This window comes from uncultured Campylobacter sp. (assembly GCF_937997465.1).
Taxonomy (GTDB): Bacteria; Campylobacterota; Campylobacteria; order Campylobacterales; family Campylobacteraceae; genus Campylobacter_A.
The window spans coordinates 1-14,710 of the sequence record NZ_CALKTQ010000168.1 but is presented as its reverse complement, the minus strand read 5'-3'; the positions used below and the strand labels follow the sequence as shown (position 1 = coordinate 14,710).

The window sequence follows — 14,710 nt, the reverse complement described above, 5'->3', positions numbered from 1 at the left end:
GAAAATACGTAATCCCCCGCCTCGCTAAGCGGATAGAGCGCGTTTGCTAGCACCGCCGCGGAGGCCTTTATCTCAGACGAGTCGCTGGTTGGCATCACGACTACGATCGAGCGAGGCTTGGTCTGTAAAAACGCCGAATAGTCGTAAATCTCTGGCTGCGAGCCTGCGCACGCTCCCAGAAATAGCGCCGCAAACGCGCCAAGAAGCGCCGATTTTATTTTATTTTTCATTTTGGCTTCCTTTTGCGGTTTTGCTCGTTTTGGCAGGTTTTGTTTGCTTGTTTTTCAAATTTTGCTTGCTCGTGTGCTCGCCTAAATTTGAACTTTTGTCGCTTGAATTTGACTCGTTCGCGCCTGCTTTTTCCTTCGTCTGCTCGCCCAAATTTGCCGCAGTTTTGCCTGCCACGCCCTTGGTTTTGCTATTTTGATTTAGCAAAAACATAGCGTAGTCGCGCGACTCAGGATAAAGCTCGGCTTCTTTTTCGACGTAGGCTTTAAATTTTGCCCCGTTTCCTTGCGAGAGATAGAGCAAGCCTAGATGCGCGTGCAGTCCCGGCGGGACTTTGGCGGCTCTTTGATAGGCTTTTTGCAGGCTCTCCTCGAGTGCTGCGATCTGTGCGCCCGCGTCGCCCTCTTCGCTTAGGTACTCGTAGACCGAGCCCGTGTATGCGCCGTCCCAGTAGTATAGCTGTCTAGGCGAGTCGTCCGCGCAGCCAGATAGTAGCATGGCGGCGGCGGAGGCGAGCGCGAAATTTGCTAGAGTTTTAAAGCGCAAAATTTATCCTTATTTCGCGTTGAAAGCGCCGCTTTCAAGCCCACGCGTTAGGTTGTTTACGGCCTCGATGATGGCTAGGCTTAGCACCTTGCCGTTTAGCGTCGAATCATATCCCGCGCTTCCGCCAAAGCCCAGCACCTCGCGATTTGATAGTTCATACTCGCCGGCACCCTGAGTGGAATAGATCACCTCGGAGTTTTTCACGTCCACGACGTTAAGATTTACCTTCGCGTAGGCGGTTTGGGTTTTGCCTTTGCCAAGTATCCCGAAAAGCTGGTGATCGCCAGTTGTTTTACGGCCAAACTCCGTCACGTCGCCCGTGATGACGTATCTTGCGCCCTTGATGTTTTGCGCCTCTTTGTTTAGCGCGCTTTCTTCTTTGATGGCGCGCATGTTACTGCGGTCAAGCACCGAAAAGCGTCCGCTTTGTTGTAAATTTGAGATGAGGATGGTTTGGGCTTGGTTACCTAGTCTGTCCTCGCCGTCTGAAAATACGCCGTTTTGGTATGAGGACTGGTTGCTAAAGCGGCCGATCGAGACGGCGATCTTTTGTCCTTGATAGTTGGTGTTTAGGGTTTGGACTTTTGGCGTTTCAACCACGCGCGATCTCTCCGTTGCGCAGCCGGTTATCAGCATCGCGGCGCACGCGGCTAGTAAAAATTTTACGTTCGTTTTCATATCGCTCCTTTAAATTTTGATTTGCGTTATTATCTTACTATTTTTAGCTTAAAAATTTTTAACCCGTCTAAAAATTTGAGCCGTGGTTTCGGCTGGGTCAAATTTGATTATAAAATTTCCGCCTCTTTGCTTGCGTTTACCGAGCTTAGCGCGATGCGGTCGCCCGGTTTTAGCTCGCTTAGATTTACCGTTTTGCCGCCCTTGCGCACTCGGACGAAATTTGAAATCTGCGCGAAAAAGGACTCCTGCTGCGCGTATGCGGCGCGGGCGAGTTTGAGCGCGTTTTCAAATTTGAGCAGCTTAGTTTGCACGGCGGCGTCTAAAGCCTGCCGTAAATTTAGCAAAATTTGCTCCTTGCGAGCGATTTTTTGCGTGAGGCTCGCCTGAGAAAATCTTGCTCTCATCATCGCCAGAGCGTTAAATTTACGCTCCCAAACGCGCATAAAAGCCGCGTCCGCCGCCTCGCTTAGCCTATCTATGCTTTGCATTAGCTCGCCCATATCAGGCAGTAGCGCAGCCATCGCCGCGCTTGGTGTCGGGGCGCGAAAATCAGCCGCAAAGTCGCTGATCACGTAATCAATCTCGTGCCCGACGGCCGATATCACGGGCGTGCGCGCCGCGTAGATCTCTCGGGCTAAATTTTCGTCGTTAAAGCACCACAGATCCTCTCTGCTACCGCCTCCTCGCGCCAGCACGATCGCGTCGGCTCCGCTTGCGTCGGCTTTTTTTAGCGCGCGTATGAGCGAGGCGGGCGCGGTTTCGCCCTGCGTTAGCGAGTCAAAAACTAAAATTTCCGATAGCGCCCAGCGCTGCGAAGCGATACGCAGCATATCTTGCAGTGCGGCTGATGTTTTTGAGGTAATAAGCGCGATCTTGCGCGGAAATTTGGGTAGCGGTTTTTTGTGCGAGATATCAAAAAGCCCTTCGCTCTCAAGCCGCGATTTTAGCTGTTTAAAGGCAAGTTCGAGCTCGCCCTCGCCGCTGGGGCGTATCAGGGTCGCGATAAACTGATAGCTGCCGCTTGGCGAGTAGAGCGAAATTTTGCCGTAGAGAGCGACTTTCATGCCGTCCGTGACATCAAATTTGAGCTTAGCGGCGTTAAATTTATAAATGACCGCCGAGATCGCGGCCTTTTCGTCTTTTAGCGTGAAGTACCAGTGGCCAGAGCCGTGCCTCACTAGCCGCGAGATCTCGCCCTCTACCTCGACGTACGAAAACGTCGTCTCAAGCAGCGTTTTGGCCTGCTCGTTTAGCTCGCTGACGCTTAGCACTCACGGGCCTTTTGCGCGATGAAAAGAGTAGAAATATCCATCGAAAAGCTCTTACAAAGGCGCATCTCAAAGCCAGCGGCGGCGAGTTCGTCCGCAAAGCTTTTGGCGTCTAAAAAGCCCTCGATCGAGCTTGGCAGATACTCGTAGGCTTCTTGATTTTTGGAGATAAAGCCGCCGATTTTAGGCAAAATTTTACCTAGATAAAAGTCGCGAGCGCCCGTTAAAATCCCGCTTTTTTTGCGCTTAGTAAATTCTAGCACCACGACATACCCGCCCGTTTTTAGCACTCTGTTAAACTCTCTTAGAGCCGCCTCGCGCTCGACTACGTTTCTGATGCCGTAGCTGATACTTAGCACGTCCATCGAGCCGCTATCAAGCGTTGTTTGCGTCGCTAGCGCCTCGATAAATTTAAACTCGGGAAATTTTTGTTTAGCGACCGCGAGCATGCCGCTTGAGGGATCGACGCCGATTAGATTTTCGATTTTTGCGTTAAATTCGCCCGCCATCTTTTGCCAAAAGCCCATCATATCGCCCGTGCCGCATGCGACGTCGACGATATTTACGCTTGAGTCTTTGAAATTTGATAATACCGTTTTGCACGCGATCTTGCGCCAGCTCACGTCCGCACCCATGCTCAGCACGCGGTTGGCTAGATCGTAGGTGGGCGCGATGTCGTTAAACATCTGAACTATTTTTTCTTGTTTTTCCATTTTTTCTCTTTAGATATAGTAGATTTTTAAGCCGCGCGAAAGCTTTGTGAGGCTTTTTAAAATTTTAGGCTTTGAGTCTAAAATTTCGCTTCGCAGCTCGTAGATTTTTTTGTAAATTTTAGCTTGGAGTTTGTCTATGCGCTTTTGCTCGGCGCCGCTTTTTACGTGCGCTAGCAGGCCTAGCCAGATGTCGGCGTCTTGTAGCGAGCCAAAGGTTTCTTGTAAAATTTTGCTCTTTTTAAAGCATTTTTTAGCTGCAGCAAAATCAAAACCGCCACCAAAAATCTCGCTTAGATACCTTAGTCTTTTTATCTCGATGCGGCACTTGTGAAACTGCGCGTTTTCGGTAGTTTCGCTCAAATTTGAGAGAGATTTTTTGAGGCGTAAAATTTGAGCTCGCATGGATTTTGCGGCGAGTTTTTTTATCGGTGCGTCTCCTAGCTTGCCTTTAAAAAAGTCGCTTCCCTCGCGTAAAAATACCTCCCAGTCGCGCAAAATTTCGTTCGCTTCGTCGCTTTGTAGCTCGGCCTGGACGCTTTGGGCTAGGGTTTTGCTTAAATTTTCCAGCTCGCTAGCTAGTGACTCAAAGCCTTTTTGGCTTTGCAAAAACTCGCAAAACACGTCTATATCGCGCTTTTGGTTGGTTAGCTCGGCTAGTTTTTTAAAATTTAGCAGAAAATAGCAAGCCGTTTTCTGGTCAAAAATGGGAGTGAGAATTTTAAGCAAAGAGCGCGTTTTGCGTATATTTATACGGATCTGGTGTAGCGCCTCAGTATCGCCAGAGCTTGCGTATTCGTTTAGGTATTTGTTTAGCTGTGCAAAAATCTGAAAAAACACCGTCCGCATCGCGTCCATCGCGCCGATGTAGCTTGGTAAATTTAGCTCTAGCTCTGGGCTATTTTGTAAAATCTCAATGCTCTTTTGCGCGTCAAATTCGCCCTGCGGCAAGCCAAAAAGCGCTAAATTTTTATTTTTATAGCGCTCATCCTCCGTGACCTCGCTAGCTATGTGCGCGGCGATAAACTCAGGCGGGTCAAACTCTGCCGCCTCGCGCTCGCCGCTAAACTCGGCCTCAAAGGTTACAAGCCCCTCTAAAGCGCCGTGGAAAATATCGACGTTGCAGGCGGCGCTGTCAAGCCGAAATAAAAATCTCGTCTTTTTTATAGGAGCGGCGACCGCGTTTTTTAGGGCTTTTTTGAAGCTTTTGGCATCCGTTTCGCTCTCATTTTCCTCGCGCGCTAGACCAACGCCTGATTTTTGCGTGATCGTAAAAACGCCAGAAGCCTCGCGAAATCTAATCTCCTCAAGCGGAGTGATTTTGACGTAAATTTGCGTCACCTCTTTTTGCTGGACGTCGATATCGCGGGCTTTTAGCTCGTTTATGACGGCGGCGTTACGCAGGATAAATTTACGCTCGATCTCTATCAAATTTCGCTCCTTAATATGAAAAATTGTATCAAAAGGTAGCTTAAAGTGTAAAATTTGCGAGCTTTTGCCGCCGACCTTGCGACGCGAAATGATTTTTTAACGCAAATAACGCTAAAATCAGCTCAAATTTGAAAGGAGTTTGGATGAATAGAAAGCTAAATTTTAGCGCGGGACCTTCGGCTTTGCCTCTTAGCGTGCTTGAGCGCGCGCAAAACGAGCTCACAGACTATCAGGGCAAGGGCTTTTCGATAATGGAAATCAGCCACCGAAGCAAGATTTTTGAAGAGGTGCACTACGGCGCGATGGCAAAGGCGCGCGAGCTATACGGCATCGGCGAAGAGTACGACGTGTTATTTTTGCAAGGCGGCGCGCATTTGCAGTTTGCGATGATACCGCTAAATTTAGCCGCCAAAGGCGTCGCGCAGTATGCCGACACGGGCGTCTGGACGAGCAAAGCGATCAAAAGAGGCCCAAACGTCGGCGCAAGATACGAAGTGGTCGCTAGCAGCAAAGAGACCTCCTACGACCGCATCCCTGAGGTTAAATTTAGCGATGATGCCGCATACGGCTACGTCTGCACTAATAACACTATCTACGGCACGCAGTACCGCGAGCTGCCTCGCTCAAAGGCTCCGCTAGTAGTCGATGCGTCGAGCGATTTTTTCTCGCGGCCGGTTGATTTCACGGACGTGGGGCTGCTATACGGCGGCGCGCAAAAAAATGCCGGCCCAAGCGGCGTAACCATCGTTATCATCCGCAAAGATATGCTAGAGCGAGCCTGCATGGAGCGCACTCCGACGATGCTTCGCTACGACACGCACGCTAGCGCCGCATCGCTATATAACACGCCGCCGACCTTTGGCATATATCTGCTAAATTTGACGCTGGGCTGGGTGCAAGAGCAGGGCGGTCTAGCAGCGATAAACGAGATAAACGAGCAAAAGGCGGCGCTGCTTTACGGCGCGATCGACGGTTCTGGCGGTTTTTATAAAGGTCACGCGCAAAAAGATAGCCGCTCGCTGATGAACGTTAGCTTTACCATCGCAAACCGCGAGCTGGAGGCGGCCTTTATCGCCGAGTCCGAAAATGCGGGCATGCTGGGCCTAAAAGGGCACCGTCACGTAGGCGGCATCAGAGCGTCTATCTACAACGCCGTGAGTATCGAAAACGTGCGGACTTTGGCTGAGTTTATGAAAGAATTTGCAAGGAAAAACGGGTAAATTTGACTAGACGCGCCGCGCGAATTTGGATTTGCTTCGGGTAAATTTAAACTCAGGGCTTAAATTCGGGGCGCGTCAAATTTTGCTCTTTACTCAAATTTAAGCGGCTTTGGCTTGGGGGCGGCCGCTTAAATTTGCTTTGGTTTTACGATGAGTCGGTCTTAAATTTACCGAGTTAAATTTAGCTCTCGCTCGCCTTTTGTTGTGCTTGACTGCGTGAAGCGAAATTTGGAGGTAAATTTGAGAAACTACGACGAAAATCCGATAATCATAAATGACTACGGCGCGCTGTTTTTGGCGGGATGTTATATTATTTTTTACTCGATTTTTGTTTTTGTATATGCTTTTAGCGACTATGAGCTTTTACACCGTATTTATCTTATTGCTTTGCCCGCATGTCTTTTATTATCCGACCTGCACAATACTTATATTTTCGCGCCGCGAGTTTTTAAACAAAAACCGAGCTTTTTTAGTTTTTCTAGCGAGCAAATCTATCATATAGAGTACATCTACGCAAACAAAGTAGAGAGCGAGGAGAAAATCGCCCTCGTAAAAGACGTAGAAAAGGTCTATTTTTGCGTTATTAGCGAGCTTGATAGCAGATACGGCAGGTTCCACTTTTTTACACCGTATCAGCTCTATAAAAAGTCCTCTATCGGCGTGCATTTTAATAAAACGAAAGACTTTATAAGATATCTTTTAGTTTATTTGATATTTGCGCTACCGTTTAAAATCTATAAACTCAAAAAATCCGGCGAACCGCTATGGCTACTGCGTAAAAATTTCGTCATAAGGATGAAAAATAGAAATTATTTTTTGGTAAATTGCTATAGTAGAGATGATTATTTTGAGCTGTTGCAGTATTTTCGGGCGAATAAAATCCCCGTGGAGGACAAGACGAAATTTATGCCGCAAGCTCAAAGGTCTGCGATATTTTTTGAGGACAAACACGAGGTTTGGAGCGACGACCCAAACGATACGGAAATACCAAAAGACGACTGGAAGCGTAAGATGAGGCGGTTTTTTAGTTTGGAGTAAATTAGGCTTGAGTTTTTTGTCAAATTTGCATATAAAATTGCTTTTAGTTGGCGCGCGGCTTTTGCCTCTTAAATTTTCTTTTATCAAATTTTCCGCTCAAATTAGCCCCTAGCAAACGTAAATTTTACAAACAAAATCATCTTTTTATCTCCAAATTTATCTTGCCGTTTGCCTCCGAAAATTTATATTCCAGCTCGTCTGAGCGATAGGCTATGCTTTTGTTTTTGCAAATTTGCTTCTCGCGAGATGCTATCTTTTCTAGTATCGGCGGTAGCTCCTTGGCGATCAAAAGCTTGATAGACATCTCTAGGCCGTGCGTTAGCTTTTTGAGAAACCTACCGTCAAGCTCGTTCTCGTCTTTTATCATATGCAAGGTCGCGTCAAAGCCGAGTTTGCGTAGCTCCTCGTAGAGCTGTGCTTTTTCCTTGGGCGACGCGCAGTGGTCGTTTACGGCGCAGTGGTAGCCGACATAGATAGGCTTTGGATATGCGCTTTGGACTTTTAGATGCGCGGCGTCTAGGGCGTTTCGTATATCTTCGCGTGCCTGCGAGAAATATCGAGGCGAGGATTTATCCAGTAGCGTCCACATCGTTTTGGTAAAGACGTAAATTTTGATATTTTTAAAATATATATCGGTCGAGTATTCGCGAAATTTGAGATAATCTATCTCCTTGCCTAGGCCTATGAGCTCCCAGTTTAGCTTCGCGTAGCTGCTGTTGTCGATGAGGCCATCCACGAGCCACGGAGCAAATTTAGCTGCTAAGGCGTTTATGTATGCGCCGTGCGAGCTACCGACTAGGACCACGGGCAGCTCGTCTATATCGGTCGCGGGTTTAAACGGCGGATTTGCCTTGATAAAAAGCGCAGCATTTATCACGTCTTGAGCCTGCATAACTCCGAAATTTTGATACTCGTTTTTGGTCGGCTGCAGCGTTACGGATATTTCTAATTTAAAATCACTCGGCAAACCGCCGCTCGCTTTTATATTGCCCAGATAGGTATCTAGCACTGAGAGTTCGCCGTAGCTGATATCGTTTGGGATTTCTATACCGATTTTCGAGCATTTGTTTTTCAGGATGATTTTGTCTAAATCGTTTAAAAAATACTTCGCCCCCGTTTGCGGCCTGTTGCCGATACAGTGGTAGTTCGGACTCGCTACGGCTACCTCAAATTCGCTCGCGACAAACTGCGCTAAGTGCTCTCTATAGTTTTCGTTCGCATCTCCGCCAAGCCCAGGCACTACGAAAACTAGGGCTCTAGCCAGCTTTTCATCGTTGTAGCAGAGCTTAAACTCAAGTAACGAATCTCGCTTTATGCCAAGCTCTACATCGTCGCAGGATGGGATCTCGTATATTTTATTTATTATCATGATTTTGCTGCGGTAGATTTTGTTCTTTTATCTCTAAATTTATCTTGTCGTTCGCTTCAAAAAATTTATATTCTAAATCGTCTGAAACGTAACTTATGCTTTTATCCTCGCAAGGCTGTTTCGGTCGAGCTGTGATTTTGGCCAGCATCGGCGGAAGCTCTTTTGAGATTAGCGTTTTTATCGACATATCTAAACCGTGCGTTAGCGTTTTGATAAATTTACCGTCAAGCTGACTTTCATTTTCTATTATATTTAGAGTAGCGTCGTAGCCTAAATTTTTCAGTTCGTCGTAGAGTCGTTGTTTTTCGCTAGCCGGAGCGTAAAAATCGTCATAAGCGTAATGGTAACTCGTGTAAATTTGCTTTTTATAGCCGCTTTGGACTTTGAGGTGTTGCGGCACTAGAATTTCTCTTATATATTTCCTCGATTTAGAAAAATAAGCCGGCGAAGCCTTGTCTAGCGTCCAATGCGTCTTGTCGAATAAATAAAGCTCGATATTGTGATAGCATTCGCTGGTGTAACCGCTGTAATATTTCATGTAATCTATCTCTTTGCCAAAGCCGATAAAAGGCCAGTGCGCTAGCGCATAACTGCTGTTATCTATGACGCCGTCTATGAGCCATGGGGCGATTTTGGCGGCCATATGCGATAGATAGCCTCCGTGCGAGCTGCCGATCATGACGACTGGTAGGTCGTTTATGTCGGTTGTGCACTCAAAAGGAGCGTTGGCTTTTACGAAAAGTAGCGCATTGATCAAATCCTGCGCCTGCATAATGCCGAAATTTTGATATTCGTTTTTAGTCGGTTGAAGGGAAATAGATAGTTTAAGAGACAAGTCTTGAGGTGCTATCTTATCGCGTTTTCTTGCGTCTATTAGATTGTCGATATCAAGTAGTGTTTGCGTATCGATTACGCTTAAATTTTCCTGGAGCTCTATGCCGCACCTGGCGCATTCTTTTTTTAATATCGATCTATCTAAATCGTCAAAAAATATCGTCGCTCCTGTTTGCGGTCTATCGCCGATACAGTGGTAGTTTACGCCTACTACAGCTGCGCTAAATTCGCTCGCGACAAACTGCGCTAAGTGCTCGCGGTAGTTGCTGTCCGCGTCTCCTCCGTAGCCAGGGATTATAAAAACTATTGACGTAACCGGCTTTTTACTATCAAAGCAAAGATTAAATTCAAGCAAACTTTCGCGCTTTATATCAAGCTCTGTATCGTCGCAAGAGTGGATTTTATATGTTTTTTTAACTATCGTGCCGTTTTGCCATATTTTTGAAACTTGCAGATTGATTTTATTATTAGCTTCTAAAAATTTATATTCTAAATTCTCCGAGATATAGCTTATGCTTTTATCCTCGCAAGGTTGTTTTTGGCGAGCTGCAATCTTGGCTAACATCGGCGGAAGTTCTTTTGAGATTAGCGTTTTAATGGACATATCAAAGCCGTGAGTTAGTGATTTGATAAATTTTCCGTCAAGCTCGCTTTCGTCTTTTATTATTTTTAACGTCGCATCTATTCCGCAAGCGTCAAATTCGTTATAAAGTTCCGATTTATCAGCGATAGGAGCGATATCGTCTCCGGCATAGTGATAGCTTAGATAAATCGGCTTTGGATATTTGCTTTGGACTTTTACGTGGTCTAAATTTAAAATATAACGTATCTTTTCGTGTGCGGGCATAAATCTCTTATCGGAGCCATCTTTTAAGGTCCAAAGCGTCTTGTCGGAGATGAAAAAATTTATATGTTTAAAAAGCATATCGTTTGATGAGCAGCAGTGATTCATATAGTCAAGCTCCTTACCAAATCCCACGATCCTGAGCGGATATTTGGCGTAGCTACTATTGTCGACGATGCCGTCTATGAGCCACGGAGCTATTTTGGCGGCCATATGCGATAGATAGCCTCCGTGGGAGCTGCCGATCATGACGACTGGTAGTTCGTTTAAATTTTTAATCGCTTTAAACGGCGCATTTGTCTTTATAAAAAGTAGGGCGTTTATCAAATCCTGCGCCTGCATAATGCCGAAATTTTGATATTCGTTTTTTATCGGATCAATCGTAAGGGATAAATTTAAAACAAAATCTTTTGGAAATGCTCCGCTATTTTTATTGTTATCTATATAGTTACTAACAGCAGACAAAACGCCGTTTAGCTTATCGAAATTTTTTAGCGAGCTCAGGTCGCCGCCTAGTTGTAGGTTGATCTCTCGGCATTTTTCTCTTAAAATTTCTTGATCAAATTCGTCCATATAGTATCTAGCGCCCGTAACTAATCTGTTGTAAATATGATGATAATCTACATTAATCACGGCTACGTTATATTCCCTCGCCGTAAATTCGGCTAAGTGGTCTCTGTATGCCTTATCGACGTCGCCGCCGCATCCAGGTACTATAAAAACTATGGCGTTAACCGGTTTGTCATCGTCGTAGCATAGTTTAAAGTGTAAATTTGTAAAGCGCTTGACGCCTAGCTCCATGTCGTCGCAAGAGTTGATTTCGTAGATTTTACTGACTACCATTTTTTGCCTTCCGCGGATTTTTGTTATTATACCCCCGCCGAGCTAAATTTAGCTTTTTAGGTATGTAAGCTATACGGCGTATTTATCAAAGATAATGAAAATAGTTGTTTGGGTTTTGAAAATTTGAGCGTATAAATTAAAATATAATTACAAAATTAAAAATTCTTTACGGTTTCGCCGCCGAATTTCAGTAGTGCCGAACCCCACGTAAAGCCGCCACCGAACGCATCTAGTAAAAGCAAATCGCCTTTTTTAAGTCTGCCCGCTTCATATGCGTCGTTCATCGCCATAGGTATAGAGGCTGAGCTTGTGTTGCCGTATTTTCCGACGGTTACGACGCACTGTTCGTTTGTAAAATTTAAGCGTTGCTTGACTGCTTCGATGATGCGTAAATTTGCCTGATGAGGTATAAAAAGATCTATTTTATCGCTTGGAATTTGATTTTTTTCTAGGATATCTACGACGTCTTTGGTTAGCGTCTGGACTGCGATTTTAAAGACCTCGTTGCCCGACATCTTAATAAATTTCTCTTCGCCACCTGGAGTTATGAGCAGGTTTGCGTAGTTGCCGTCGGCTGCAGTGTGAACGTCGATTATTTCGTTTTCTTCGCTAGCGCTTACGACTGCTGCACCCGCTCCGTCGCCAAATAGTATGCAAGTCGTTCTATCGGTCCAATCGACGATCTTACTTAGTTTTTCGGCTCCGATTATCAATACGTTTTTTTTGCTTCCGCTTTCAATTAGTGATTTTGCAAGCTCAAGCAGATAAATAAAACCCGTACATGCCGCGCTTATATCAAATGCTGTAATGGCATTTATACCTAAATTTTTAGCGATCTTGCACGCCGTTGAGGGCATACAAAAGTGATCTGGCGAGATGGTCGCGCAAATAATGGCGTCGATATTTTTTGCGGTCAAATTTGCTCTTTCAAGCGCTAACTGTGCTGCTTTCGTGCCAAGATCGCTCGTATTTTCATCCTGTGCTATGCGTCGTTGGCTAATACCTGTACGCTTAACTATCCACTCGTCGTTGGTTTCCACCATTTTTTCAAGATCGAAATTTGTTAAAATTTTAGGTGGAGCGTATGCGGCTATGGATATTAGCGAGGCTTTTGGCATTAAATTTTTCTTTGTAATTTTATTTTGCAAAGTGCGAAAGCTCGTCTTCGATGACTTTATTTATATCGGAGTTTGCGAATTTTAGAGCTTGAAATATCGCGTTTTTGATAGCTTTTGGTGTGCTTTTACCGTGGCTTATTATGACGCAGCCGTTCACGCCAAGTAGCGGTGCACCGCCATATTCGTCGTAATCAACTTGCTGTTTTAATGTTTTAAAAACTTTTTTCATGAGAAGCGAGCCTGCTATAGCGACCGGGGATTTTTTAACATGTTTTTTGATGATTTTAGTTATCGCGTCAGCTACGCCTTCGCTTGTTTTTAGTAGGATATTTCCGACAAATCCATCGCAAATAACGACATCGACACTTCCGTCAAAAACCTGATTTCCTTCTGCGTTGCCTACGAAGCTGTCGAGTTTTGAGATCATTTCAAAGGCTTCTTTAGTCGCCTCGTTGCCCTTACTGCTCTCTTCGCCGTTAGATAAAAGTCCTAGTTTAGGGGATTTTATTTTTAAAATTTCTTTTGCGTAGGCTTCGCCCATTATCGCAAATTGAAATAGATGCTCCGGCCTACAGTCCACGTTTGCGCCGACGTCCAAAACTAGCGTGTTGCCGCCGGTTACATTTGGCATTAGAGTCGCTATCGCCGGGCGCGAGACATTTTTCAGTCGCCCGACTCGAAGCGTGGCAAGACTCATCGTAGCTCCGCTGTGTCCCGCCGAAACTACGGCCATAGTTTGTTTATTTTTAAGTAGCTCGATAGCCTTAAAAATACTGCTTTCTTTTCGCTTTAACGCATCGGTGGCGCCGTCGCTCATAGAAACGACCTCGTCGGCTTGAATAAATTTTACGTATTGTTTTAAATTTTGCGGAACAAGGCTCTCTAAAATTTTCATATCGCCTACCAAAACGGCTTCAAATTTTACTTCTTTTAAAGCCTCGATCACGCCGCCGATAATAGGTTGCGGACCGAAGTCGCCGCCCATCGCGTCAATGCAAATGCTGGTCATTTGTATCAATACTCTCCGGTAGTTTTATTTACGCGGTGAGGCATTTTCCATGAGCCGTCTTTATCTTTTACGGGAACCGGAAGCGTTACTTTGTAGTGCGTTCTTCTCTTTGCCGCGCGAGTATGACTTACTCTTCGTTTAGGTACTGCCATTTTATTCTCCTTTATAGATTTTTACATTTATCACAATAAAAATAATTGCTCTTAAAAGCTTCTATTTCGCTTGTTAATACTTCTTCTAAATTTATAAAGCCGTCGAAAAACTCGACTACATCGTCAAGGTTTTCTTCTTTATCCTTATAAATTCCGTCGCTTAATATCAAATTTACGTCTTCATCAAGCTTTAAATTTATATCTTCGCCGCATCGGTCGCAGTTGTGAGCTATCTCACCTACGATCTTGCCTTTGCAACTAACTAAATTTTGATTTACTCTTTTTAGTTCGCCGTTAAAATTTAATCCGTCCAAGTTTAACGCGAACGGCATTTGGTTATTTGTAATTTTGGCGAAAGATATTTTCAAAATTTAACCTAAATTTAGCAAATTTCTCTTGTTGCAAAGAAAAATGCAATCTCGTTTTTAGCGTTTTCTAGGCTATCACTACCGTGAACGGCGTTTGCGTCGATGCTCTCTGCAAAGTCGGCTCTAATAGTGCCCGGTTTTGCTTCTTTTGGGTTTGTTGCGCCCATTAGATCGCGATTTTTAGCTACCGCATTGTCGCCCTCAAGAACCATAACTACGACCGGTCCGCTCACCATAAAATCAACCAAATCGTTGAAGAAAGGTCTGTCTTTGTGAACTGCATAGAAAGCTTTTGCGTCGCATGTGCTTAGTTTGACTTTTTTCATAGCGGCGATTCTTAGTCCATTGCTTTCGAATCTGTCCACGATTTTTCCGATAATGCCCTTTTTTACGGCATCAGGCTTAATAATAGAAAGCGTTTGTTGCATAAAATTTCCTTTTTGTGGTTTTTACAAGGCGGTGATTATATCAAAAAAAAATTAAATTTCAAAATAAGCCCCGCAAAAGGGCTTAGATGCGTAGCTTACGAGATGACGGCGGTTTCGCCCGTTCTCATATCTGCAGTTATCTCGGCGCGAGAAGGCTGTCCTGCAAAAGGAGCGTCCCAAACGATGCAACCGTCGGTCGGACAGGCTGAGGCGCATGCCGGCTCGTCGTTAAATCCTACGCACTCGACGCATTTATCTGCATAGACGTAGTATGCGTCCTCGCCGGTTGGGTTATCTGCGTCGTCTACGATAGCGCTCGTCGGACACTCGTCGATGCATGAGCCGCAGCTTATGCAGATGTCTGTTATTTTTACTGCCATTTTTTATCCTTTTTGGTCAAAATTTTTCGCAAGAATATCAAAAACTAAGTAAATTTGATATTAAATTTTTGCGTTAAATTTTAAAACGAAAACGTTAAGTTTTTAGCTCTTTTTAATCTTTAGATGATATAATTTCGCTACAAATAAAAATTATTAAGGAGAAAAAATGTTAGTAACAAAAAAAGCACCTGATTTTACAGCTGCAGCAGTTTTAGGAAGCAATCAAATCGTGAACGATTTCAACCT

16 protein-coding genes and 2 pseudogenes are annotated in these 14,710 nt (G+C 44.9%); 3 read left to right on the top strand and 15 right to left on the bottom strand.

What is annotated here, in order from left to right; all coding sequences use genetic code 11:
- From Q0546_RS05385 to Q0546_RS05360, 6 genes are all read right to left on the bottom strand, one after another.
- Window positions 1-230 (bottom strand): GNA1162 family protein (locus tag Q0546_RS05385; RefSeq protein ID WP_298791207.1); only part of this gene is annotated, 230 nt, incomplete at its 3' end.
- Entirely contained in the window at window positions 220-774 is a 555-nt protein-coding gene (locus tag Q0546_RS05380; protein ID WP_298791205.1) for a DUF4810 domain-containing protein, read from the bottom strand. The genes Q0546_RS05380 and Q0546_RS05385, both read right to left, overlap by 11 nt.
- Before the next feature lie 9 nt (window positions 775-783).
- Complete coding sequence (locus Q0546_RS05375; RefSeq protein WP_009495029.1) at window positions 784-1,452, bottom strand: CsgG/HfaB family protein; 669 nt, start codon at window positions 1,450-1,452, stop codon at window positions 784-786.
- Window positions 1,453-1,559: 107 nt separating this feature from the next.
- Complete coding sequence (gene xseA, locus Q0546_RS05370; protein ID WP_298791203.1) at window positions 1,560-2,723, bottom strand: exodeoxyribonuclease VII large subunit; 1,164 nt, start codon at window positions 2,721-2,723, stop codon at window positions 1,560-1,562.
- The gene (gene ubiE, locus Q0546_RS05365; RefSeq protein ID WP_298791201.1) at window positions 2,717-3,433 is read right to left on the bottom strand and encodes a bifunctional demethylmenaquinone methyltransferase/2-methoxy-6-polyprenyl-1,4-benzoquinol methylase UbiE; all 717 of its coding nucleotides are present in this window, start codon (window positions 3,431-3,433) and stop codon (window positions 2,717-2,719) included. The genes xseA and ubiE overlap by 7 nt, the downstream gene beginning before the upstream one ends.
- A gap of 9 nt (window positions 3,434-3,442) precedes the next feature.
- A complete protein-coding gene (locus Q0546_RS05360) occupies window positions 3,443-4,861 on the bottom strand; it encodes a CHAD domain-containing protein (RefSeq protein ID WP_298791199.1) in 1,419 nt (472 codons plus the stop codon).
- A gap of 143 nt (window positions 4,862-5,004) precedes the next feature.
- Here Q0546_RS05360 and serC point away from each other — a divergent pair, with 143 nt between their 5' ends.
- Both serC and Q0546_RS05350 read left to right on the top strand, forming a co-directional pair.
- On the top strand, window positions 5,005-6,081 hold the full coding sequence (serC, locus tag Q0546_RS05355; protein WP_298791197.1) for a 3-phosphoserine/phosphohydroxythreonine transaminase: 1,077 nt from the start codon (window positions 5,005-5,007) through the stop codon (window positions 6,079-6,081).
- Window positions 6,082-6,285: 204 nt separating this feature from the next.
- Window positions 6,286-7,119, top strand: a complete 834-nt coding sequence (locus tag Q0546_RS05350) for a hypothetical protein (protein WP_298791195.1) — start codon at window positions 6,286-6,288, stop codon at window positions 7,117-7,119.
- Window positions 7,120-7,255: 136 nt separating this feature from the next.
- Here Q0546_RS05350 and Q0546_RS05345 read toward each other — a convergent pair whose 3' ends face one another.
- The 9 genes and pseudogenes from Q0546_RS05345 to Q0546_RS05305 form a co-directional block, all read right to left on the bottom strand.
- Window positions 7,256-8,488 carry a DUF2920 family protein gene (locus tag Q0546_RS05345; protein ID WP_298791193.1) on the bottom strand — a complete coding sequence of 411 codons (1,233 nt, stop codon included), beginning with the start codon at window positions 8,486-8,488 and terminating at the stop codon, window positions 7,256-7,258.
- On the bottom strand, window positions 8,475-9,743 hold the full coding sequence (locus tag Q0546_RS05340; RefSeq protein WP_298791209.1) for a DUF2920 family protein: 1,269 nt from the start codon (window positions 9,741-9,743) through the stop codon (window positions 8,475-8,477). Before Q0546_RS05340 ends, Q0546_RS05345 begins: the two co-directional genes overlap by 14 nt.
- A 36-nt stretch (window positions 9,744-9,779) precedes the next feature.
- Window positions 9,780-11,009 (bottom strand): annotated as a pseudogene (locus Q0546_RS05335) (DUF2920 family protein); the annotation flags it as partial.
- A 155-nt stretch (window positions 11,010-11,164) separates the two neighbouring features.
- On the bottom strand, window positions 11,165-12,127 hold the full coding sequence (locus Q0546_RS05330) for a beta-ketoacyl-ACP synthase III (protein WP_298058658.1): 963 nt from the start codon (window positions 12,125-12,127) through the stop codon (window positions 11,165-11,167).
- Window positions 12,128-12,146: 19 nt separating this feature from the next.
- Entirely contained in the window at window positions 12,147-13,136 is a 990-nt protein-coding gene (plsX, locus tag Q0546_RS05325) for a phosphate acyltransferase PlsX (RefSeq protein ID WP_298058660.1), read from the bottom strand.
- A gap of 5 nt (window positions 13,137-13,141) precedes the next feature.
- A complete protein-coding gene (gene rpmF / locus Q0546_RS05320) occupies window positions 13,142-13,288 on the bottom strand; it encodes a 50S ribosomal protein L32 (RefSeq protein WP_002943740.1) in 147 nt (48 codons plus the stop codon).
- A gap of 11 nt (window positions 13,289-13,299) precedes the next feature.
- Window positions 13,300-13,656 (bottom strand): YceD family protein, encoded by a 357-nt coding sequence (locus tag Q0546_RS05315; protein WP_366519253.1) that lies wholly within the window; start codon window positions 13,654-13,656, stop codon window positions 13,300-13,302.
- Window positions 13,657-13,670: 14 nt separating this feature from the next.
- On the bottom strand, window positions 13,671-14,084 hold the full coding sequence (ndk, locus tag Q0546_RS05310) for a nucleoside-diphosphate kinase (protein ID WP_298791190.1): 414 nt from the start codon (window positions 14,082-14,084) through the stop codon (window positions 13,671-13,673).
- 95 nt (window positions 14,085-14,179) lie between these two features.
- A complete protein-coding gene (locus tag Q0546_RS05305; RefSeq protein ID WP_298791188.1) occupies window positions 14,180-14,464 on the bottom strand; it encodes a 4Fe-4S dicluster domain-containing protein in 285 nt (94 codons plus the stop codon).
- Between the two features lie 166 nt (window positions 14,465-14,630).
- Between Q0546_RS05305 and Q0546_RS05300 the strand changes: the two are divergent.
- Window positions 14,631-14,710: pseudogene (locus tag Q0546_RS05300) on the top strand (peroxiredoxin); the annotation flags it as partial.